The 20933-nt window shown below is 60.4% G+C and carries 21 protein-coding genes, 1 tRNA gene and 1 pseudogene; 19 read left to right on the top strand and 4 right to left on the bottom strand.

Annotation, left to right across the window (positions count from 1 at the left end; all coding sequences use genetic code 11):
- Positions 1-3: 3 nt before the first annotated feature.
- A complete protein-coding gene (gene cobS, locus QMG56_RS00780) occupies positions 4-1008 on the bottom strand; it encodes a cobaltochelatase subunit CobS (RefSeq protein WP_230189825.1) in 1005 nt (334 codons plus the stop codon).
- 66 nt (positions 1009-1074) lie between these two features.
- The gene (locus QMG56_RS00785; RefSeq protein WP_281820609.1) at positions 1075-1683 is read right to left on the bottom strand and encodes a J domain-containing protein; all 609 of its coding nucleotides are present in this window, start codon (positions 1681-1683) and stop codon (positions 1075-1077) included.
- Between the two features lie 45 nt (positions 1684-1728).
- On the opposite strand from QMG56_RS00785, the gene QMG56_RS00790 reads away from it, so the two are divergent.
- From QMG56_RS00790 to QMG56_RS00820, 7 genes are all read left to right on the top strand, one after another.
- A complete protein-coding gene (locus QMG56_RS00790; RefSeq protein ID WP_281820610.1) occupies positions 1729-2013 on the top strand; it encodes a BolA family transcriptional regulator in 285 nt (94 codons plus the stop codon).
- Positions 2010-2918, top strand: a complete 909-nt coding sequence (locus QMG56_RS00795; RefSeq protein ID WP_281820611.1) for a pirin family protein — start codon at positions 2010-2012, stop codon at positions 2916-2918. The genes QMG56_RS00790 and QMG56_RS00795 overlap by 4 nt, the downstream gene beginning before the upstream one ends.
- Before the next feature lie 84 nt (positions 2919-3002).
- Positions 3003-3665: an ATP phosphoribosyltransferase gene (gene hisG / locus QMG56_RS00800; RefSeq protein ID WP_230189829.1), complete on the top strand. Its 663-nt coding sequence runs from the start codon at positions 3003-3005 to the stop codon at positions 3663-3665.
- Positions 3655-4947 (top strand): histidinol dehydrogenase, encoded by a 1293-nt coding sequence (gene hisD, locus QMG56_RS00805; protein WP_281820612.1) that lies wholly within the window; start codon positions 3655-3657, stop codon positions 4945-4947. Before hisG ends, hisD begins: the two co-directional genes overlap by 11 nt.
- A gap of 24 nt (positions 4948-4971) precedes the next feature.
- Positions 4972-5418, top strand: a complete 447-nt coding sequence (gene nusB / locus QMG56_RS00810) for a transcription antitermination factor NusB (RefSeq protein WP_281820613.1) — start codon at positions 4972-4974, stop codon at positions 5416-5418.
- A complete protein-coding gene (gene thiL / locus QMG56_RS00815; RefSeq protein WP_281820961.1) occupies positions 5415-6335 on the top strand; it encodes a thiamine-phosphate kinase in 921 nt (306 codons plus the stop codon). Before nusB ends, thiL begins: the two co-directional genes overlap by 4 nt.
- Positions 6336-6554: 219 nt before the next feature.
- Complete coding sequence (locus QMG56_RS00820) at positions 6555-8681, top strand: sodium-translocating pyrophosphatase (RefSeq protein WP_230189832.1); 2127 nt, start codon at positions 6555-6557, stop codon at positions 8679-8681.
- Between the two features lie 61 nt (positions 8682-8742).
- Here the strand turns inward: QMG56_RS00820 and QMG56_RS00825 are convergent, their stop codons facing one another.
- Complete coding sequence (locus tag QMG56_RS00825) at positions 8743-10191, bottom strand: S41 family peptidase (RefSeq protein WP_281820614.1); 1449 nt, start codon at positions 10189-10191, stop codon at positions 8743-8745.
- A 254-nt stretch (positions 10192-10445) separates the two neighbouring features.
- On the opposite strand from QMG56_RS00825, the gene QMG56_RS00830 reads away from it, so the two are divergent.
- From QMG56_RS00830 to QMG56_RS00885, 12 genes and pseudogenes are all read left to right on the top strand, one after another.
- Positions 10446-10916: a hypothetical protein gene (locus QMG56_RS00830; protein WP_281820616.1), complete on the top strand. Its 471-nt coding sequence runs from the start codon at positions 10446-10448 to the stop codon at positions 10914-10916.
- A gap of 96 nt (positions 10917-11012) precedes the next feature.
- Positions 11013-12410 (top strand): S9 family peptidase, encoded by a 1398-nt coding sequence (locus tag QMG56_RS00835; RefSeq protein WP_281820618.1) that lies wholly within the window; start codon positions 11013-11015, stop codon positions 12408-12410.
- Positions 12411-12460: 50 nt separating this feature from the next.
- On the top strand, positions 12461-13591 hold the full coding sequence (locus QMG56_RS00840; RefSeq protein ID WP_281820620.1) for an 8-amino-7-oxononanoate synthase: 1131 nt from the start codon (positions 12461-12463) through the stop codon (positions 13589-13591).
- The gene (bioD, locus tag QMG56_RS00845; protein WP_281820621.1) at positions 13588-14223 is read left to right on the top strand and encodes a dethiobiotin synthase; all 636 of its coding nucleotides are present in this window, start codon (positions 13588-13590) and stop codon (positions 14221-14223) included. The genes QMG56_RS00840 and bioD overlap by 4 nt, the downstream gene beginning before the upstream one ends.
- A 118-nt stretch (positions 14224-14341) precedes the next feature.
- The gene (locus QMG56_RS00850; RefSeq protein WP_281820622.1) at positions 14342-15592 is read left to right on the top strand and encodes an adenosylmethionine--8-amino-7-oxononanoate transaminase; all 1251 of its coding nucleotides are present in this window, start codon (positions 14342-14344) and stop codon (positions 15590-15592) included.
- 88 nt (positions 15593-15680) lie between these two features.
- Positions 15681-15899 (top strand): translation initiation factor IF-1, encoded by a 219-nt coding sequence (infA, locus tag QMG56_RS00855; protein WP_037524582.1) that lies wholly within the window; start codon positions 15681-15683, stop codon positions 15897-15899.
- Positions 15896-16513, top strand: coding sequence for a nucleoside triphosphate pyrophosphatase (locus QMG56_RS00860; RefSeq protein ID WP_281820624.1), 618 nt, complete (start codon positions 15896-15898; stop codon positions 16511-16513). Before infA ends, QMG56_RS00860 begins: the two co-directional genes overlap by 4 nt.
- Complete coding sequence (locus QMG56_RS00865; RefSeq protein ID WP_281820625.1) at positions 16506-17495, top strand: ribonuclease; 990 nt, start codon at positions 16506-16508, stop codon at positions 17493-17495. The genes QMG56_RS00860 and QMG56_RS00865 overlap by 8 nt, the downstream gene beginning before the upstream one ends.
- A gap of 2 nt (positions 17496-17497) precedes the next feature.
- Positions 17498-17665 carry a DNA gyrase inhibitor YacG gene (locus tag QMG56_RS00870; RefSeq protein ID WP_230189839.1) on the top strand — a complete coding sequence of 56 codons (168 nt, stop codon included), beginning with the start codon at positions 17498-17500 and terminating at the stop codon, positions 17663-17665.
- Positions 17666-17740: 75 nt separating this feature from the next.
- A tRNA-Phe gene (locus QMG56_RS00875) sits at positions 17741-17816 on the top strand.
- A 173-nt stretch (positions 17817-17989) separates the two neighbouring features.
- Positions 17990-19209, top strand: a pseudogene (locus QMG56_RS00880) (tyrosine-type recombinase/integrase).
- A gap of 256 nt (positions 19210-19465) precedes the next feature.
- Positions 19466-19804, top strand: coding sequence for a hypothetical protein (locus QMG56_RS00885; protein ID WP_281820626.1), 339 nt, complete (start codon positions 19466-19468; stop codon positions 19802-19804).
- A 180-nt stretch (positions 19805-19984) separates the two neighbouring features.
- Here the strand turns inward: QMG56_RS00885 and QMG56_RS00890 are convergent, their stop codons facing one another.
- A complete protein-coding gene (locus QMG56_RS00890; protein ID WP_281820627.1) occupies positions 19985-20848 on the bottom strand; it encodes a LysR substrate-binding domain-containing protein in 864 nt (287 codons plus the stop codon).
- Positions 20849-20933: the final 85 nt, after the last annotated feature.

The following is a 20933-nucleotide window of genomic DNA, read 5'->3' on the forward strand; positions in this document are numbered from 1 at the left end:
AGTCTATGCCTTCCCCACGACGCTCTCCGGCAGATCCTTGCCGAACACGCGCTGATAATATTCTGCCACCAGGCTGCGTTCCGCTTCGTCGCATTTGTTGAGGAAGGACAGACGGAAAGCGAAGCCGACATTCTTGAAGATGAGCGCGTTTTGCGCCCAGCTTATCACGGTGCGCGGTGACATGACGGTGGAGATATCGCCATTGATGAAGCCCTGCCGCGTCAGTTCGGCAACCTTGATCATGTTCTCGACTTCCTTGCGGCCGCCGTCGTGATCGTACTCACCCGACTTGGCGAGGACGATTTGCGCTTCGGTCGCGGCGGGCAGATAGTTCAAGGTCACGACGATGTTCCAGCGGTCCATCTGGCCCTGGTTGATCTGCTGCGTGCCGTGATAAAGGCCGGTCGTGTCGCCAAGGCCAACGGTGTTGGACGTCGCGAACAGGCGGAACCAGGGCGAGGGGCGGATCACGCGGTTCTGATCGAGCAGGGTCATCTTGCCGTCGGTTTCCAGCACGCGCTGGATGACGAACATGACGTCAGGGCGGCCGGCGTCATATTCGTCGAACACCAATGCCACCGGGCGTTGCAGCGCCCAGGGGAGCAGGCCTTCCTTGAATTCGGTAACCTGCTGGCCGTCCTTCAGCACGATGGCATCGCGCCCGACCAAGTCGATACGGCTGATATGCGCGTCGAGGTTGATGCGGATGCAGGGCCAGTTGAGGCGCGCGGCGATCTGTTCGATGTGAGTCGACTTACCGGTGCCGTGATAGCCCTGAACCATCACGCGGCGGTTGTGGGCGAATCCGGCCAGAATCGCGAGCGTGGTGTCCGGGTCGAACACATAGGCGGGATCGGTATCGGGCACGCGCTCATCGGCTTCGGAAAAGGCCGGGATCATCATGTCGACATCCACGCCGAAGATCTCGCGCGCGCTGACTTCGCGGTCCGGCCGCTCCAATATCGTCTCGCTGCGGTTGTCGGGCTGAGTGTTGGGTATGTCGGTCATGGTCTGCCTGTCGGTCGAATGATGGCCCGAAGGCCGTGGGGGCTGCGCGCGAACGCTGTAAATGAATCAAGTAAAGGCCGGAGCCTTTCGCAAGTGCGTATAGGCGGAAATGACCTCCTGCAACGCTTTCTCGTGGCTGCGGTCCCCCCCATTATGGTCAGGATGGAATCGTCGCGCGAGTTCTGTATAACGCTGGCGAAGCGCTTTTCGGTCCGCGTCCGGGGTAAGCCCGAGTATCTTTAGTGCGCTGCGATCGTCGGAAGAGAGCGGCTTTCCGTCTGCGCGAGCCTTCGCTTCCTTCATCCGTTCACGGAATTTTCCGCCGATGGCGTCGAGCGGGTCGTGGAAATCCTGCCATTTGGGGGGAGGCGTCGCGCCATTGGCGGCAAAGGCGCGGGTTTCGCGTTCCCACCCGGAAAAGGGGCGCTGCGCTGCTTCGATCTCGTCCGGCGACATGCCGGTGAAGAAATTGTAGCCGGAATTGAATTCCCGCACATGGTCGAGACAAAGCCAGCGCCAGCGCGGTCCCTCCGCATGGGACGCCGGACCTTCGGGGGGAGGCGCGCGAAATTCGCCGGCCTCGGTGCAGCCTTCTATCGCGCAGGGACGTCCATCGTTTTCAACTCGTCCGTGGAAACGGTTGTGGCGGCGCGAAGAAAAAGGGTCGGAAGCCAAGATCAGTCCAGATGCAAACAGCGGTGATCCGACTATATAGGGTCCATGACCGAAGAATCGAAAGGCCCAGTGGCCACAGAAATCGAGGTGCGCCTGCGCGCTGCCCTGAACCCGCAACAGCTTGTCGTGACGAACGACAGTGCAAAACATAGCGGCCATATGGGGGACGACGGATCGGGCGAGAGCCATTTCACCGTTGAAATCATCGCCGAGGCCTTTGTGGGACAGGGCCGGGTCGCGCGGCAGCGGCTGGTGAATATGGCGCTGTCGGACCTGATGCTGGGAACAATTCATGCGCTAGCGATAAAGGCGAAAGCACCGGGAGAATGACGATGCCCGACGACCTCATTATCCAGACGATTGCGCCGACCACGCATAATCTGGGCGACTTCAAGGTGTATCGAAGCCTGCCCGCCAAGGAACGGACAATGGTGGGGCCGTTCATCTTTTTCGATCAGGCGGGACCAGCGAAGTTCGGTCCGGGCGAAGGCATTGACGTGCGCCCGCACCCGCACATCAACCTCGCGACCGTAACCTATATGTACGAAGGCGCGTTCCAGCATCGCGACTCGCTGGGGTCGAACCAGTTGATCGAACCGGGCGCGATCAATCTGATGACGGCAGGAAAGGGCATCGTGCATTCCGAGCGGTCGCCAGACGACGAACGCGCGCGCGCGTCCAAGCTGTCGGCTATCCAGACATGGATAGCGCTCCCCGATGCGCAGGAAGAGATGAACCCGGCGTTCGAGCATGTGCCCGAAGATGCGTTGCCGGTGCTGGATTATGGCGGCGCACATGCACGTGTCATCATGGGGGCGCTCTGGGGGCAGCAGGCACCGGTCACGACCTATGCACAGACAATCTATGCCGACATCATGCTCCGTCCGGGCGGGGCGATCCCCATCGAGCCGGAAGCGGACGAGCGGGCTATCTATGTCTCGGGTGGCGACGCGGCGCTGGATGGCGTGCCGTTAAAGGCCCAGACGTTGTATGTGTTGCGGCCCGGAACGCGGGCCACACTCTACAGCGTGGACGGCGGGCGGGTGATGCTGTGCGGAGGAGAAGCGTTCAAGACGCCGCGCCATGTGTGGTGGAATTTCGTCTCGTCCCGGCAGGATCGACTGATGCAGGCGCGTGAAGATTGGGACGCGATGCGCTTTCCATTGATACCGGGGGACGATCAGGAGTTTATTCCGATCCCGCAGGGGCGGCCCAAGACGGTGAGTTATCCCTGATCCAAAGCGGGCGTTCACACTCATCGAAAATCCCTCGCCCCGCGCGGCTTGCCCAATGCCGCGCCCGCAAGTAAAGCGCGCGGCATGAGCCAGCCGCTGATCATTGCCATCCCCAAGGGCCGCATCCTCGAAGAGGCGTTGCCCTTATTGTCGCGTGTCGGGATCGAGCCGGAGGCGGACTTCCATAATGGCAAGAGCCGTGCGCTGCGCTTTGCAACCAATCAGCCCAATGTCTCGATCATTCGAGTGCGCGCGTTTGATGTGGCGACATTCGTGGCGCACGGCGCGGCACAGATCGGGATTGTCGGGTCGGACGTGGTCGAGGAGTTCGACTATTCCGAACTCTATGCGCCGGTCGACCTGAACATCGGGCATTGTCGATTGTCGGTAGCAGAGCCTGCCGGGCTGGTGGCGGAGAATGAAGCGGCGTTGAGCCACGTGCGCGTCGCGACAAAATATCCGTATCTGACGCGCAAGCATTATGAAGCGCAGGGCATTCAGGCGGAATGCGTGAAGCTGAACGGCGCTATGGAACTGGCGCCGTCGCTAGGGCTGTCGCGGCGGATCGTCGATCTCGTGTCGTCGGGGGATACCCTGCGCGCCAATGGCTTGGTGGAAACAAGCATCATCATGCAGATTTCCGCGCGGCTGATCGTCAACCGCGCTGCGTTCAAGATGCGGTCGGGCGAACTGGTGCCTATGGTCGAAGCCTTCCGCCGTGCCGTCGAGGTGCGCGATGCCGCTTAGGCTGGATGCCACTGCGCCGGATTTCGCTAACGCCTTTACAGCGCTGGTAAATGCGCGTCGGGAAGCGGACGAGGATGTGTCGCGCGATGTCGCTGCGATATTGAAGCGTGTCCGCGCCGAGGGTGACGTCGCGCTGGCCGATTATACGCAGCGGTTCGACCGGCACGATCTGGAAACCAGCGGCTGGGCTATACCCGCAGCGGAGCGCAAAGCGGCACTGGAAGGCATTTCCACGACGTTGCGCGATGCGCTGGAACTCGCGGCGGATCGGATCACGACCTATCATGCCAAGCAGAAACCGCAGGATAGCGACGGTATCGACAGCGCAGGCGTGCGTCTGGGCGCGCGGTGGCGGCCTGTGGATGCGGCGGGATTGTATGTGCCCGGTGGGCGCGCGGCCTATCCCAGTTCGCTGCTGATGAATGTCATTCCGGCCAAGGTTGCCGGGGTGGAGCGGATCGCGATGGTCACGCCGACGCCCGATGGTATCATCAACCCGATGGTGCTGGCCGCAGCCGAAATCGCCGGGATCGGTGAAATCTGGCGCGTGGGCGGAGCGCAGGCGATTGCGGCTTTGGCCTATGGCACGGACCGGATTGCGCCGGTGGACGTGATCGTCGGCCCCGGCAATGCGTGGGTCGCCGAAGCCAAGCGGCAGCTTTACGGCGTGGTCGGCATCGATATGGTGGCCGGACCGTCCGAGATTGTGGTGGTGGCCGATGGCAAGAACGATCCCGAATGGATCGCCGCCGATCTGCTCAGCCAGTCCGAACATGATCCGACGAGCCAGTCGATCCTGCTGACCGACGATGCGGCCTTTGCCGATGCCGTTGCTGCGGCGGTGGAGCGGCAGGTACCGGAATTGTCGACGGCAGCCGTGGCGCGGACGAGCTGGGACGCGAATGGCGCGATCATCCTGTTGCCTGATATTGCCGCGTGTGTCCCGCTGGTCAACGCCCTGGCTGCCGAGCATCTGGAACTGGCCGTGGACGATCCCGACGCGCTGTTTGCGCAGGTGCGCCACGCAGGGTCGGTATTCCTGGGCCGGATGACGCCAGAAGCGGTTGGCGATTATGTCGCGGGACCGAACCATGTGCTGCCGACCGGACGGCGCGCGCGATTCTCATCGGGGCTTTCGGTGCTGGATTTCATGAAGCGTACAAGCTTTCTGGCGCTGGATCAGGCGTCCATCGCGGCAATCGGCCCGGCGGCAGTTGCGCTGGCGGAAGCGGAAGGCTTGCCGGCGCACGCATCTTCGGTGGCGCGGCGATTGCAATTCTGACTGGGAAGGGAGTAGGGGGACGCGATGAACGATCGTGCCCAATCCCGCTCCGCCGCCCGGCTTGCCGCCGTGCAGGCGCTTTATCAGCTCGACATGGAGCCGAAACCGCTGCACCTGTTGCTCCATGAATTCCACGAACATCGCCTTGGCGCGACGATCGAGGATGTGGAATATGCCGAAGCGGAAACCACATTTTTCGACGATATCGTGACCGGTGTGGATGCCCGCAGCGACGAAATCGACGGGCTGATTTCCAGCAAGCTGTCAAGCGGATGGAGCCTCGAACGGCTCGATAAGCCGATGCGTCAAATCTTGCGCGCAGGCACATACGAACTGCTGGCACGCGCCGATGTCGGCACCGGCACCGTCATCAGCGAATATGTCGATGTCGCCCATGCCTTCTACGACAAGCGGGAGTCGGGTTTCGTCAATGGCCTGCTGGATGCCGTCGCCAAGGTTGCGCGTCCCTGACGGACGAAACGGCCTTCATCGGCTTATTGCGCGGGCTGGCGACCGATCCGGCTGCGCGGGGGCTGATGGACGATGCGGCTGTGCTGGATATCGGCGACACGCGGCTTGTCCTGACCAGCGATACGCTGGTGGAGGGCGTGCATTTTCTGCCGGCCGATCCGCCTGATAGCGTAGGGTGGAAGCTGGCGGCGGTGAACCTGTCCGATCTTGCAGCCAAGGGTGCCAAGCCTATCGCCTGCCTGATGAACTATGCGTTGTCGGGTGACGACGGCTGGGACAGCGCGTTTCTGTCGGGATTACGCGCGGCGCTAGAGCAGTTCGCAATGCCTTTGGTCGGGGGCGATACGGTGGCGATGCCGCGCGGATCGGCGCGCAGCTTTACGCTGACCGCCATCGGCAGCGCGACCGCTACCCCTGTGCCATCGCGCACTGGCGCGCGGGCAGGGGATGTCCTCTATGTAACCGGGCCGGTGGGCGATAGCGGGGCGGGGTTGGCGCTGCTGCGATCCGGGCAATCGTCGCCCATCGCTTTGATCGATGCCTATCGCCGTCCGCAACCGCGCGTGGCCGAGGGGAAGGCGCTGGCTGCCTATGTTACGGCAATGATGGACATATCCGATGGGCTGCTGATCGATGCGCAACGGATGGCTGTGGCCAGCGGGATCGGCGTGACCGTCGATTATATCCCGGTGTCGGACGCCTTCCTTGCCCTTCGCGGTCGTGCCGCGCAGATCGAGGCGGCGACCAGCGGGGACGATTATGAATTGCTGTTCGCCGCACCGGAAGGGGCTGTGTTGCCTGTTCCAGCAATTGCGGTGGGGCGGTTCGATACCGGCGGCGGCATGCGGTTGGTTCTTGATGGCCAGACCGTGCCTCTGCCCAAACATATTGGCTATCAGCACAAAGGTTCGACTTAAGCACGATATCTGCGCGCTTGACCTTGCGCGGCAGAGCGATACTCTCCGCCGACGAATTGCTTGCCGATCAGGATATGCGCCATGTCGATGCGCCGCCGATTGCCAGCCCTGACCCAGCGACCGGATGCTGTATCCCCGGCCTGCTCCCCGCTTCATGCCGCCTGTTTTCCCTGTGGAGCGGTCATGACCTAGAAAGCGAACAAGGGGAGAGGAACAGGAATGACAATAATTTATATCGCCATAGGGTGCGGCCTGCTGGCCGTGCTGTACGGCATTATCACCGCCAGGCAGGTGCTGAGCGCATCGCCGGGCAACGCGAAGATGCAGGAAATTGCGGCCGCCATTCAGGAAGGCGCGCAGGCCTATCTGGCGCGGCAATATCGCACCATCGCCATCGTCGGTGTGGTCGTCGCGGTGCTGGTGTTCGTATTTCTGGGGATCACATCGGCCATCGGTTTTTTGATCGGCGCGGTGCTTTCGGGCGTGGCCGGCTATATCGGCATGAACATCTCGGTGCGCGCCAATGTGCGCACGGCGGAGGCTGCGCGCAGTTCGCTGCAAAGCGGGTTGACGGTCGCGTTCCGGGCTGGGGCGATCACGGGGATGCTCGTGGCGGGCCTCGCGCTCCTCGCGATTTCAGTATTCTTCTGGTATCTGACGGGGCCGGGCCAACATGCGCCTGACGACCGCCTCGTCATCGACAGCCTTGTTGCGCTAGCCTTCGGTGCGTCGCTGATTTCGATCTTCGCGCGTCTGGGCGGCGGTATCTTCACAAAGGCTGCGGACGTGGGCGCGGATCTTGTCGGCAAGGTCGAGGCAGGTATCCCCGAGGATGACCCTCGCAACCCCGCCGTCATCGCGGACAATGTGGGCGACAATGTCGGCGATTGCGCGGGCATGGCCGCCGATCTGTTCGAAACCTATGTCGTTACCGTCGGCGCGACGATGGTGCTGATCGCTTTGCTGATAACCGGCATCGACAATGCGCAGTTGATGAAGCTGATGTCGCTGCCGTTGGCGGTGGGCGGTATCTGCATTATTACCTCGATCATCGGCACCTACTTCGTGCGGCTGGGATCGAGCCAGTCGATCATGGGCGCGCTGTACAAGGGGTTCTGGGCGACGGCGATCCTTTCCATCGGTGCGATTTACTATGTGTGCCATCAGGTACTGGGTGACCTCAATGCGGTGTTTGGTGCTGATCTCGACGGCACGGGCGGTTATACCGGCATGGCGCTATTCTGGTCGATGATGGTCGGTCTGGGCGTTACCGGGCTGCTGGTCGTCATCACCGAATATTATACCGGCACCAATTACCGCCCGGTCCGCTCCATCGCCAAGGCTTCGGAGACGGGCCACGGCACCAACGTCATTCAGGGACTGGCCATCAGCCTGGAATCGACCGCGATGCCGACATTGGTGATCGTGGTCGGTATCATCATATCGCACCAACTGGCGGGCCTGATCGGCATTGCCTTTGCCGCGACGGCAATGCTGGCACTGGCCGGGATGGTCGTGGCGCTGGACGCTTACGGGCCAGTGACCGACAATGCAGGCGGCATCGCCGAAATGGCGGGCATGGAGCAGGACGTGCGCACGCGCACCGACGCGCTCGATGCCGTGGGCAACACGACCAAGGCCGTAACGAAGGGCTATGCCATCGGATCGGCAGGACTGGCGGCGCTGGTGCTGTTCGGCGCGTATACGGAGGATCTGAAATTCTATAACTCGGCGCTCGGCCTGACTGATGCCGTCGATTTCAGCCTATCCAATCCTTATGTCATCGTCGGGCTGCTGCTTGGCGCGCTATTGCCCTATCTGTTCGGGGCAATGGGGATGACGGCTGTGGGCCGCGCTGCCGGGGACGTTGTCAAAGACGTTCGCGCACAGTTTGCGGAGAACAAGGGCATCATGGATGGCACCAGCAAGCCGGACTATGCCCGCACCGTCGATCTGGTGACGAAAGCGGCGATCAAGGAAATGATCGTGCCGAGCCTGTTGCCCGTACTCGCGCCGATTGTCGTGTATTTCGCGATTGCGGCGGTAGCGGGTGTGTCCAATGGTTTCGCGGCGCTTGGCGCGTTGTTGTTGGGCGTTATCGTCTCCGGTCTGTTTGTTGCGATTTCCATGACCAGCGGTGGCGGGGCATGGGACAATGCGAAGAAATATATCGAGGACGGCCATCATGGCGGTAAGGGCAGCGAAGCCCATAAAGCCGCAGTGACGGGCGATACCGTGGGCGATCCGTACAAGGATACGGCAGGACCGGCGGTGAACCCGATGATTAAGATCACGAACATCGTGGCGCTGCTGCTGCTGGCAGCACTGGCGCACGGAGCGGCCTGAGATCGGAGTGCGGCGCGGAGTAGGTGATCCTCCCCGCGCCGCTACCCTCCTTCCGTGGACGTCAGAACGATCCGGGCACTTCCCTTTGTATCGTGCTTGGGCGAAGTGGAGATACCAGCTTTCGCACGCTTTCCTTGAGCGACTGACCCGTAACGCTGGGGCCACTGGCGATAGGCGTGCAACTGCGCCCGGCGAGAAAATCGAGAGCTTGGCGGGTGGATGCTTCCTGCGGATCGCCCAAGGCGTGGCCTATGTCATCATCCGACCGGCAGCTTGCCTTTACTGTACCGGCCAGCCCGTCGAAATAAGCCGATGAGCGCAAACTGTTTTGCACGGAGAACGCCACTGCGCGTAACCGGTCGTCGCATTGGGGTCGGTCGAGTGCAATCTGGCCCACGGGCTTGCCGTAAGTGTTGCTGCCGATCAGTCCGACAGCCGTATCGAGATACGGTACGAAGCCGTTTATCAGAAGTTCGCTGGCCGAGGCCGTACCCCCGCCACCGATGAAGGCAATACGGGTGGGGGCGATCGATTCGCTCTGGGGAATGAAGGAATACGTGCTATTTTCTGATGATTTTTCAGAGCGATAGGTGATGTACGAAAACACGTCCGAACTGAATCGGTTCTTACCCATCAGATTGGCCATGACAGCCGCAGTCGATAACAGGCCGCCACCGTTATAGCGCAAGTCGATGACGACTTCGGTGATGCCCTGATCCCTGAACATCGCAAATGCATTGCGCAGGGGTGTTTCGGCAGGCGTAATGAAGGTACGCAAGTTGATGTAGCCGACGCGCCGCCCGCCATCGTCGATGATTTTCGCACCATAACGGGTCGACACCGGCAGCAAAGTAAAGTCCGCCTTTGTAACATTGACTTCGTGCACGCCGGTGGCGTCATTGATGCGCAGCCGCCGGGTGACGCCCACATCGTCCGGGCCAAGCGCATTGCTAACGCCATCCAAGCCGCTGGCTGCCGCGATATCGGCCACGGTTCGCATATCCGATGCGCTTGTGCCGATCGCAAGTATTTCCGCGCCGCGATCTATCCCGGCGTTAAGTGCGGGCGCGTTTTCGAACGCTTCGATGACGAAAATGCGCCGCTGCGCCGAGTCAGTGGCGAGTCGAAAGCCGAAACCTGCGCTGGACCCGGCATTATAGTAGGCATTTTCCTCGGCAATCGATGTGACATAAGTGAAATAGCGATCCCGGCGTTGGCCGCGCGCGGTGGCCGTGAGCGCGTCGACATAATCGCCGAGCGTACTGTAGGCAGCAGGGTCGAGGCTGGCAGGAAGCGTTTCGGGGAAAAGATACCATTCCCGCATCTGCGCGGCCGCCCAATCCTGCCGATCGCGCAAGGCGCATCCGGCGGTGGGAGTGGGTGTAGGTGTTGGAACCGGGGTCGGTGTTGGCGTGGGGGTAGGTGCGCTGGTGCCCGAACCGCCACCGCCACAGGCAGACAGAAGAGCCAGCGCCGCCGTCATCCCGATCAATCGTCGAAATCGCATCATACCCCCCAATGCCACCAGTCCGGTTATGCACGATGCGATATGATTGCGTTATGAATATTCTCTTAGAGTTTCAAAATGTCCGAATTTTGTTCGAGAAACGTCGCGCGGAGGTCCGCCATAAGGGTGCAGGGAGGCGCTGAAGCAATCCTGACGGCGTCTTTCCAAGCCACAGAATATTCTCCGCTAGGAAGAGGCGCAGATTGTAAAAATTGAGTCCTACATGCTAGCGTATCGCACGGTTTCCGGGGGGATGTATGCAACGCGTTATTCATGGACTGCTTGTTACTGGTGTTGTTTTTGCAGGGTCGTTGGGGTCCATTCCTGCTTTGGCGCAGAGCGCGGCGAGCGAAAAGACAGCGACTGCTGAACGTAAACTCATTCCGATAGAACATTTTGCGGAGCTACCGTTCCTTGAGGAGCCCAGCCTCTCTCCCGACGGTAAGAAAATTGCTGCGAAGATGGCGATCAACGGGCTGCAGGCACTTGTGATCCTGGGGCTTTACAGCAACGACAAGTCACTGAAGGCAGTAAATGCAGGCAAGAACGACCTTAACTGGTGGTCGTGGGTAAATGACGACTGGTTGATCGCAGGTATTGGATCCAGCCAGTTCGTCCAGGGGCAAAGCTTCTATCTGCGTCGGCTGGCCGGAATTAGATCCGATGGCGCTAAAATCAATATGCTCGTTAGCAGGCAGGCCGCTCAGGCCGCAGATGACGTGCTTTGAAAGGCCCAGGATGGTTCTGCCGATATTCTACTGGCTTATCAGAGCTCTATTTACATCGGTGACGCTGGTTTCTGGCCAGAGGTTGACCGTGTAGACGTGTCCACGGGCAAGACACGCAAGATCGTGTCGTCCAAATCCAGCGTTTTCGATTGGTATGCCGATGCCCAAGGCGCGGTGCGTATGGGAATTGGCTATGTCGATGGCTCGCGTACATACCGACTTCACTATCGTCCCGACGCAACGGGGCCGTTTCGCGTGGTCGATAGAGCCGATCTTCGGCGGGACGAAAGTCTCACAGTCCCGACCATGTTTCTGGCTGACCCCACCAAAGCAATTTCGCGAAGCGATGAGGACGATTTTTCTTCTTTTTACGAACTCGATTTGACCACGATGGAGAAGGGTAAACGGGTGTTCGGTGTGCCAGGCTATGATGTGGATAGCTTGATTGCCGATCGTGCAGGTACTGGCGTGGCAGGGTATCGCTATACTACCGAAGGCGCAAAAGTGCATTGGACCGACCCCGAAATGGCTCAGATCCAAGCCGACATCGACAAAGCGCTAGGGACGCGCAAGGGAACGATCGTGTCGATGAGCCGGGATTGGTCGACACTGCTTGTCCATGTTGGAGCAGCCGACCGTGCGGGCGCCTATTATGTGTTCAGGCCGACGGAGAGCAAGATGTCCTTGCTTGCAAAAGAGTATAGCGCATTGGGAACGGCACCGCTCTCTCCGGTTCGGACCGTCCATTACAAAGCGCGTGACGGGTTGGAAATTGCTGCGGTGCTGACCCTACCTGCTGGTCGCGATGCCCGCAATTTACCGATGATCCTTCTGCCGCACGGCGGCCCCTTCGCACGCGACAGCGAAACATTCGATTGGTGGACGCAGTTCCTGGCCAATCGCGGTTATGCCGTCATCCAGCCGAACTATCGCGGCTCTTCTGGCTATGGCGTCAGCTTTGCCGAAAAAGGAGAAGGGCAGTGGGGTTTGGCGATGCAGGATGACCTGAACGATGCCGTCGATTGGGCCGTAAAAGAAGGCATCGTAGATAAGGATCGTGTTTGCATAGCCGGGGCATCTTATGGGGGCTATGCCGCATTTCGGGCCGCACAGCGCGATGGCGGACGCTTCAAATGCGCGATATCCTATGCAGGCGTCTCCGACCTTGGTGCGATGATGGCGTTCGATGGGCGCTTTTTAAACGGCGGTCGTCGACGTGACTGGATGCGCAAGCAGGCACCGGATTACAACGCGGTGTCACCGGTCAATTTCGCAAGCGAGTTCTCCATCCCGATGTTGTTCATGCATGGCAAAGAAGATTTACGCGTGCCGGTCAAACAATCGCGGGAAATGGTGGAAAAGCTGAAGGCTGCAGGTAAGCCGGTCACATATATCGAGCAGCCTCTTGGCGACCACCATTTCTCTCGTGGGCCGGATCGATTGCAGTTCCTTAAGGAAATGGAAGCCTTCCTGGTGAAGTATAATCCGGCCTAAGCCGCAGGGTCGGCCCTTGCCTCGTCGGCTATGCTGCCTATAGCGGCGACATGCGTTCGTCAGCCGATCTCTTTGCTGCACAGCTTTCCGCCCTGCAATCGCGGGGACGGTTGCGGCGGTTGGTGCCGCGTACAGGGCTCGACTTTGCTTCCAACGATTTTCTGGGACTGGCGAACGATTCCGTCATTGCACAGGCGGTGGCGGACGCGGTTTCGCGTGGCGTTCCGGTGGGGTCTGGCGGCTCGCGGTTGTTGCGGGGCAATGCGCCGGAGCACGAAGAACTTGAGTTTCAGGCGTCGACTTATTTCGGGAGCGAGGCTGCGCTGTACTTCGCCAATGGCTTTGCCGCGAACATGGCGCTGCTGGCGTGCCTGCCGCAGCGAGGCGATCTGATCGTTGCCGATGCGCTGATCCATGCCAGCGCGCATGACGGCATCCGGCAGTCCAAAGCAGCGCATGTTTTTGCGGCGCATAACGATCCGAACGCGTTCGCCGATGCTATCGCACAGTGGCGCACCGGGGGCGGCACCGGACGGGTGTGGATTGCCGTCGAGACGCTATACAGCATGGATGGCGACATCGCGCCGGTGGCTGCGCTGGCGGAGATTGCAACGCAACACGATGCGATACTACTATTCGACGAAGCGCATGCGACGGGGGTGTTCGGCCCCGGTGGGCGCGGGATTGCCGCGGTGCTGGAAGGGCAGGGCAATGTCGTGTCGTTGCATACGTGCGGTAAGGCGCTGGGGGTCGAGGGGGCATTGGTTTGCGGCCCACTATCGGTCGTCGACTGGCTGGTAAACCGCGCGCGGCCTTTCATATTCTCGACCGCGCCTTCGCCGTTGATGGCGGTGGCTGTTGGGGCAGCATTGCGCCGGATCGAGGGGGCGGACGATCTGCGCGCGGACTTGCTGGCCTTGCGGGACCGGGCTGCGGAGGCGATCTGCGCGCCGCTGGGCTTGCCCGAACCCGAGAGTCAGATTTTGCCGGTCATCATCGGTGAAGACAAGCGGACGATGGTTGTCGCAGCGGCGTTGCAGGCGGCAGGGTTCGATGTGCGGGGGATTCGCCCGCCGACGGTTGCGCCGGGGACATCGCGGTTGCGTATTTCGCTGACGCTGAATATCGGGCTGGCGGATGTCGATGCGCTGGGTCTGGAATTGCGGGAGGCTATGGCGTGACGCAGGCTGTGGTGGTGACAGGGACCGATACCGGCATCGGCAAAACGGTGTTCGCGGCCGGACTGACGGCGGCACTGGGTGCGCATTACTGGAAACCGGTGCAGGCCGGGCTGGAGCCGGAGGGGGATGCGCAGACGGTGGCTACGCTGGCTGCGCTGTCCGCTGAACACATCGTCCCGGAAGCGTATCGGCTGACGACGCCCGCTTCGCCGCATCTGGCCGCGCGTATAGATGGTGTGGAAATCGATCTGGCGCGATTGGCGTTGCCGGATATCGCCGGACCGTTGGTGGTCGAAGGGGCGGGGGGTGTCCTCGTGCCGCTGAGCGAGACAGTGCTGTATGCGGATATGTTCGCACAGTGGCGCATGCCGGTGATCCTATGCGCGCGGACTGGATTGGGGACGATCAACCATAGCCTGCTCAGCATCGAAGCGTTGCGCGCGCGCGATGTGCCTTTGCTGGGAATCGTGTTTATCGGCGATGCGCACGAAGAGAACGAACGGATCGTTCCGGTGCTGGGGAGAGTCGCGTCGTTAGGGCGGTTGCCGATGCTCGATCCGTTGACACCGGATACGCTGGGGGCGGCGATGCAGGATTGCATCGATATGGCGGCGATAAGGGCGGCTCTGTGAGTGTTTTCGTCATTCCCGTGCAGGCGAGAATCCATCTTCGAAGCTATCTCCAGATGAGACGTCGGGAGATGGATTCCCGCTGGCGCGGGAATGACGGTAGTTGTGGAGGTGGGGTGTTATGACCTCTCCCGTTTGGCATCCCTTTACCCAGCATGGGTTGAACGAACCTATCCCCCGGATCGTGCGCGCAGAAGGTGCGGTGCTGCACTGCGCCGATGGCAGCAGTTTGATCGATGCGATATCAAGCTGGTGGGTGACTACACACGGCCATTGCCATCCGCGCGTTGCTGCGGCGATTGCCACGCAGGCCGCAACGCTCGATCAGGTGATCTTTGCAGGTTATACGCACGACCCTGCCGAAGCCGTGGCGCGGGGTCTGGTCGCGCTGGCGCCTAATGGGCTCGACCATGTGTTCTTTTCCGACAGCGGGTCGACGGCGGTGGAAGTCGCGCTGAAGATGGCGTTGGGTTACTGGAATGTAGTCGATCCGCGTCGGGTATCCATCGTCGTGATGGAGCATAGTTATCATGGCGACACCATCGGCGCGATGTCGGTGGGGGAGCGGGGGGCATTCAACCGCGCCTACGAACCGCTGCTGTTCGATGTCGTCACAGTGCCGTTTCCGATGGCGGGACGCGAGCAGGCCACGTTGGATTCGCTGGAGGCTGCCTGTGCTGCGAAGCCTGCGGCGTTCATTGTCGAACCGCTGATCCTGGGCGCGGGTGGGATGCTGATGTATCCGGCCTGGGTACTACGCGAGATGGCAGCGATCTGTGCGCGGCATGACGTGCTGTTCATCGCTGACGAAGTGATGACCGGATGGGGACGGACCGGCACACTGTTCGCCTGTGAGCAAGCCGATGTGGCGCCAGACATACTGTGCGTGGCCAAGGGCATTACCGGCGGCGCGATCCCGCTGGCCGCGACGTTGGCGAGCGGGCGCATATTCGAAGCGCATCTTTCCACCGACCGGGCGAAGATGTTCTTCCATTCGAGCAGCTATACCGCCAACCCCATCGCCTGCGCCGCCGCCGCCGCGAATCTTTCCATCTGGGCTGAGGAGGATGTGCTGGGCCGGATCGCGGTGTTGTCGCAGGGGATATCGGATCGACTGGCCGGTCTGGATAGGGTCGCTTTCACGAGCCCGCGCCAGCAAGGCACCATTGCTGCGGTCGATCTTGTCACCGGCGATCATGGCTATCTGTCGTCGGTCGCGCCAGCATTGCGCGCATTCTTTCTGGAGCGTGGACTATTGCTGCGGCCGCTGGGCAACACTATCTATGTCATGCCGCCTTATTGTACCGATGCCGGACAATTGACGTGCATCTTCGATGCCATAGCCGAGGCGGGTATGCTGTTCGCCCGATAGCGCCAAATACAGCGCTGCAACGGCATAGCTTTTCATTTGCACTCTTTGCCGCTATGGCGGCGCGAAATTTTTGGTTTATCGGGATATTATGGCGAAAGAAGAACTGCTTGAAATGCGCGGATCGGTTGTGGAATTGCTTCCCAACGCGATGTTCCGTGTGAAGCTTGAAAATGATCATGAAATATTGGGCCACACCGCGGGCAAGATGCGCAAGAACCGTATCCGCGTGCTGGTGGGCGATGAAGTGCTCGTCGAATTGACGCCTTACGATCTGACCAAGGGTCGGATTACCTACCGCTTCAAATGATCGTGGCCGCCCCGGCGGATCACGCAGGCAAGGATGCGCAGGCGCGGCTGGTTCTGGCGTCCGCATCGCCGCGTCGGCTCGATTTGCTGGCGCAGATTGGCGTGGTGCCGGACATTATCGATCCCGCCGATATAGACGAGACGCCGGGCAAGGCGGAACGACCCGAACTCTACGCCGCGCGCATGGCCGTAGAAAAGGCGCAAGCCGTGGCTGTGCGTCATCCCGGCTGCGTGATCGTGTCGGGCGATACCGTGGTTGCGGCGGGGCGGCGCATATTGCCCAAGGCAGAGACCGAAGCGGACGCACGCGCCTGCCTCGATATACTGTCCGGGCGGCGGCATCGGGTGCTGAGCGCGGTGACGGTGATCGACGCGCAGGGCAACGCGCGTCACAAGGTTTCGACCAGCACGGTCACGTTCAAGCGGCTCCACGCCGATGAGATCGACGCCTATATCGCTTCTGGCGAATGGCACGGCAAAGCGGGCGGCTATGCGATACAGGGCCGCGCCGCCGGATTGATCCGCGCGCTACAGGGCAGCCATTCGGGCGTCGTGGGCCTTCCTCTCTATGAAACGCGGGCCATGCTCCGCGCTGTGGATTATCCTTGTGGCTGAATGGTTGTACGAAGAAGGCATTGGCGAATGCCGCGCGGCGCTGGTGGAAAAAGGCGCGATTCTTGAGGCGCAGATCGAGCGGGAAAGCCGACTGGTGCTGCCCGGTGCCGCAGCACAGGGGCGGCTGGTCCGTACGCTGATCCCCAAGAAGCGCGGTATCGTGCGGCTGGATAGCGGCGAGGAAGTGCTTCTCGAACCCATCCCGCCGAAGGTAGCGGAGGGCAGTGTCGTTGTCGTCGATATCCTGCGTGCAGCGATTCCGGAGGAGGGACGCGCGAAACTGGCGAAGGGGCGCATCGCCGCACCCGGTACGCGCCCGCATCCCGGCCCCAGCCTGCTGCAACGGCTGCGCGAGACCGAGTTTCCCGTCGTTCCATGCCCCGCTCATGCCGAAGATCAGCTCGAAGCGCATGGCTGGAGCGAGTTGCTCGAAGAAGCGGCCAGTGGCGAAGTGGGTAGCGAGGACGCGGCCCTGCGCATTTTCCCGACGCCTGCCATGGTACTGATCGATGTAGACGGGAGCCTGCCGCCTGCGCAGCTTGGTCCGAAGGGGGCGAAGCTGGCAGCGTTGGCGATCCGCCGGATGGGGTTGACGGGGTCCATCGGTATCGACCTGCCGACGATGAACAACAAGGATGAAAGGCTGATCGCGGCAACACAGATCGATAAGCTGTTGCCACTTCCCTTCGACCGGACGGCAGTGAACGGCTTTGGCTTTATCCAGATCATCCGCAAGCGGGAACGCATGTCGCTGATGGAGTTGCTGCGCGAGGATCCGGTGATGAATGCGGCGATGGCGCTGCTCCGTAAGGCGGAGCGGCATGGGACGGGCGGGGCGGTTACCATCGTCGGTGCGCCTGCCGCCATCGATATGCTGTACAAGGCGACGGACTGGATCAGGCAGCTTGAAACGCGGCGCGGCGGCAAGGTGACGTTGCGCCCGGATGCATCGCTTTCCCTCTCCGCCGGACATATGGCCTAATCATGGCGCGCAAAGCATCCTGCCCCGTGTGCAAGGCACCGACCGTCGCTGAATTCAAACCTTTTTGCAGCCGGGGTTGCCGCGATCGGGATTTATTGAAGTGGTTGGGGGAGGACTATCGCGTTCCTGCTGGCCCCGCCGATGTCCCCGATGAAAAAGACGATGAATAGGGGCTAGACAGCGCCTGCAACGGGCGCTTATAGGCAGCGCTCCCAATCGCAGGAGCAATGCGCTCCAGCATCGATGCCCGGGTAGCTCAGTTGGTAGAGCATGCGATTGAAAATCGCAGTGTCGGCGGTTCGAATCCGTCCCCGGGCACCATTGGCTCTGATTTCAGCATCCAGCAGCGTCCAGAGACATCCCAAAAACGGCGGAAAACCTAGGTTTTTGACTAGCTCTTCGTCCCCCCATGTCCTCGGAGGTACACTGGCAGCCTGCCCTCGGTGATGGTATTTTGATGGTATTCGAAAAAGTACCATCACGGAGATACCATCATGGCGCTCACTGTAACGGCAATAAATGCTGCAAAACCAAGGGCTAAGCCATATAAATTGGCCGATGGTCTGGGGCTTTATATACTGATCGCGCCAACCGGTGGTCGCTTGTGGCGAATGAACTACCGGTTTCTTGGGCAGCAAAAGACACTTTCCTTCGGAAGTTATCCAGACGTGTCGCTGGCAAAGGCTCGCGAGAAGCGATCGGCGGCGCGTGAAGCCCTGGCTGACGGCCGCGACCCTTTCGAAATTCGGAAGGCCAATATGCGCGAGGCAAAAGCGAAATTGGAAGAGACCTTCAAAGCGATAGCTGATGAATGGCTCGGTCGGCTTGAAATCGAGGGACGCGCGCCGAGACGCTCCAGAAGATGCGTTGGCTCCTCGAACTCGCCTATCCACTCATCGGCAACCGGCCTATTGCGGATCTCACGGCGCTGGAATTGCTTGAAGTTCTACGGAAGGTGGAGGTGCGCGGACGCTATGAGACTGCAAACCGCCTCCGCAGCACATTCGGGACGATTTTTCGCTATGCAATTGTTACCGGCCGAGCGCAGCGAGATGTCTCCGTTGATCTTCGAGGAGCCCTTATTACGCCCAAACCTACGCATCGTGCCGCCATCCTGGATCCCAAGGCGCTGGGAGGCCTCCTACGGGCCGTCGATGCCCATGATGGCCAGCCTGCCGTGTGTATAGCGCTCAAGCTCCTGCCACACATGTTTCCGCGGCCGGGTGAGCTTCGAATGGCTGAGTGGAAGGAGTTTGACCTCGAAGCTGCTGTCTGGACCATTCCACCTGAGAAAACGAAAATGCGTCGGCCTCACAAGGTTCCGCTGACCGAGCAAGTTCTAGAGATGTTGGCTGAGTTGGAACCGATCACGGGTGGCGGGGCATACCTGTTTCCCAGCATCCGATCCGCCGAGCGTCCGATCACTGACAACACACTTAATGCAGCACTTCGGCGCCTTGGTTACGGAAAGGACGAGGTTACGGCCCATGGATTTCGGGCTACAGCAAGCACGTTACTGAACGAAATGGGCAAGTGGCATCCCGACGCCATCGAACGCCAACTCGCTCATGTAGAATCAAATGATGTCCGACGGGCTTACGCCCGTGGCGCTCACTGGGACGAGCGGGTCAAGATGATGCAGCACTGGTCCGATCACCTTGATGGCTTGCAGGCTGGCGCCAAGATTCTGAAGGGCAAGTTTAGGCAAAGATAGGGCTCTTGTACCTGCCATTCCTCGCAGCCCATTTGTATTCTCTCGAGGGTCGGAAGGCGCATTCCGAAACCATCGTTCAGTTTGATCGCTTATTGCAACTGGAGTATTTGAGACAATCTTAACGGTACTTCATGCCGTTTTGCTGTTGATTGGATCAGGGATCGATTTCTTTAGTATAATTTGATCAGATTTGATATTTGATAATTGCAGTTATCACATGTGCGTGTTTGACGTCTCATTGTAAGGTGCGCTACATATGGGGCCGATGGATCACGCTGTGTACCTCGACGACAATGCCCTGATCGCGGGGGAAACGGCGCCAGCGCCGATGGCATCGGCCGATGATCTCTCCTGGGCGGTGGTGAAGATGCACGCGGTCGAGCGCATCGGCGTCAACGAGCCTCTGATCGCCGCCTATCAGGCCGCATCCTCGCCGCACAGCATCCGCGCGCTCAAGTCCGACCTAGAGGCGTTCGACCTCTGGTGCCGGCGCCATAACCGCATATCGCTTCCGACAAGTCCGGAGACGGTGGCGGACTATCTTGATGCGCGCGCCGAGAAGGCCCAAATGTCATCTCTGCCGATATCATCATAATCAGGCGGTAGGCATCTTAAAGGCCATATCGGTGAGATCGGACCTGACTCGCGAATTTTCAGGGTCCGTAGTCATTGTCGATCGAGACAATAGGCCCGGCAGATGACGGCCATCTACCAAAGGGCGAAAGATCGAATTATATGTGCAACGCAAGAGCGACGCGAAATTGCCTGACAAGTTTTATGTTCTAGGCTCTAAAGCCTGAACGATATGCTGGGCAAGCATATGAGCAGTGTCAGAGATGGAACGCCCTTCGATCAAGGCAATCTCGGTATCCGGTAATTGAGGCAGCCATTGGGTTGTCGCTACAGGGACCAGAAACGAAGGCACCATTTTCTTGGGCAGAACCGATATCCCCAGTCCGGCCTTTACCGCAGCCTGCGCACCCGAAAGGCTGGTGGACGTGTACGCGATCCGCCAAGTCCGGCCACCCGCATCAAGCGCGTCTGTCGCGCGCTTGCGATACACGCACGGCTCGGGCGAAACGACCAGCGGAATCAGCTCGTTCCCGTCGACCGCCGCCTGATTGCGGGCCACCCATACCAGTGGTTCGCGCCAGACACGCACGCCCTGAGGCGCGGCTGCCGGCTCGCGCTTGACCAGGACAAGATCGAACGCACCGGCGTGAAAACGGTCAAGCAGGTTGAGCGTCAGATCGCACGTGACTTCCAACTCGACCAAAGGATGCGCTTCTGTGAACAGAGCAAGGATATCGGGAAGATGCGCGGTGGCGAAATCTTCCGGTACGCCGAGCCGGACGGGGCCTCGGACGTCCGGCTCCGTGAGTTCCGCGATGACCTTGTCGTTCATGTGCAGGATCTTGCGGGCTGAACCGAGCAACACCTGCCCGTCGAGCGTCAAACGCACGGACCGCGCCGTCCGCTCGAACAAAATACGGCTGACCAGAGCTTCCAAACGCTTTACCTGCAAACTGATAGTCGACTGGGTCCGCCCCAGTCGCGCGCCGGCCGCGGTAAAACTGCCCAGATCGGCAATGGTGACAAAGGTACGAAGAAGATCGATGTCTAGGTTGCGCACGTTCATCCAAAGTCACCTGCAAATCATCGGGAATATCAATCCATAGGATTACCAGAACTCATTTTGCAAATGGATGAAGATGCGGGAAGGG

It is taken from the genome of Sphingobium sp. BS19, assembly GCF_027925545.1.
In the GTDB taxonomy this organism is placed as follows: domain Bacteria; phylum Pseudomonadota; class Alphaproteobacteria; order Sphingomonadales; family Sphingomonadaceae; genus Sphingobium.

Excerpts from the sequence above, each read along its gene's own strand:
- cobS (WP_230189825.1), bottom strand. The coding sequence starts at position 1,008 with ATGACCGACATACCCAACACTCAGCCCGACAACCGCAGCGAGACGATA.
- QMG56_RS00790 (WP_281820610.1), top strand. The coding sequence starts at position 1,729 with ATGACCGAAGAATCGAAAGGCCCAGTGGCCACAGAAATCGAGGTGCGC.
- QMG56_RS00795 (WP_281820611.1), top strand. The coding sequence starts at position 2,010 with ATGACGATGCCCGACGACCTCATTATCCAGACGATTGCGCCGACCACG.
- hisG (WP_230189829.1), top strand. The coding sequence starts at position 3,003 with ATGAGCCAGCCGCTGATCATTGCCATCCCCAAGGGCCGCATCCTCGAA.
- hisD (WP_281820612.1), top strand. The coding sequence starts at position 3,655 with ATGCCGCTTAGGCTGGATGCCACTGCGCCGGATTTCGCTAACGCCTTT.
- nusB (WP_281820613.1), top strand. The coding sequence starts at position 4,972 with ATGAACGATCGTGCCCAATCCCGCTCCGCCGCCCGGCTTGCCGCCGTG.
- QMG56_RS00820 (WP_230189832.1), top strand. The coding sequence starts at position 6,555 with ATGACAATAATTTATATCGCCATAGGGTGCGGCCTGCTGGCCGTGCTG.
- QMG56_RS00825 (WP_281820614.1), bottom strand. The coding sequence starts at position 10,191 with ATGATGCGATTTCGACGATTGATCGGGATGACGGCGGCGCTGGCTCTT.
- QMG56_RS00830 (WP_281820616.1), top strand. The coding sequence starts at position 10,446 with ATGCAACGCGTTATTCATGGACTGCTTGTTACTGGTGTTGTTTTTGCA.
- QMG56_RS00840 (WP_281820620.1), top strand. The coding sequence starts at position 12,461 with ATGCGTTCGTCAGCCGATCTCTTTGCTGCACAGCTTTCCGCCCTGCAA.
- QMG56_RS00850 (WP_281820622.1), top strand. The coding sequence starts at position 14,342 with ATGACCTCTCCCGTTTGGCATCCCTTTACCCAGCATGGGTTGAACGAA.
- infA (WP_037524582.1), top strand. The coding sequence starts at position 15,681 with ATGGCGAAAGAAGAACTGCTTGAAATGCGCGGATCGGTTGTGGAATTG.
- QMG56_RS00860 (WP_281820624.1), top strand. The coding sequence starts at position 15,896 with ATGATCGTGGCCGCCCCGGCGGATCACGCAGGCAAGGATGCGCAGGCG.
- QMG56_RS00870 (WP_230189839.1), top strand. The coding sequence starts at position 17,498 with ATGGCGCGCAAAGCATCCTGCCCCGTGTGCAAGGCACCGACCGTCGCT.
- QMG56_RS00885 (WP_281820626.1), top strand. The coding sequence starts at position 19,466 with ATGGGGCCGATGGATCACGCTGTGTACCTCGACGACAATGCCCTGATC.
- QMG56_RS00890 (WP_281820627.1), bottom strand. The coding sequence starts at position 20,848 with ATGAACGTGCGCAACCTAGACATCGATCTTCTTCGTACCTTTGTCACC.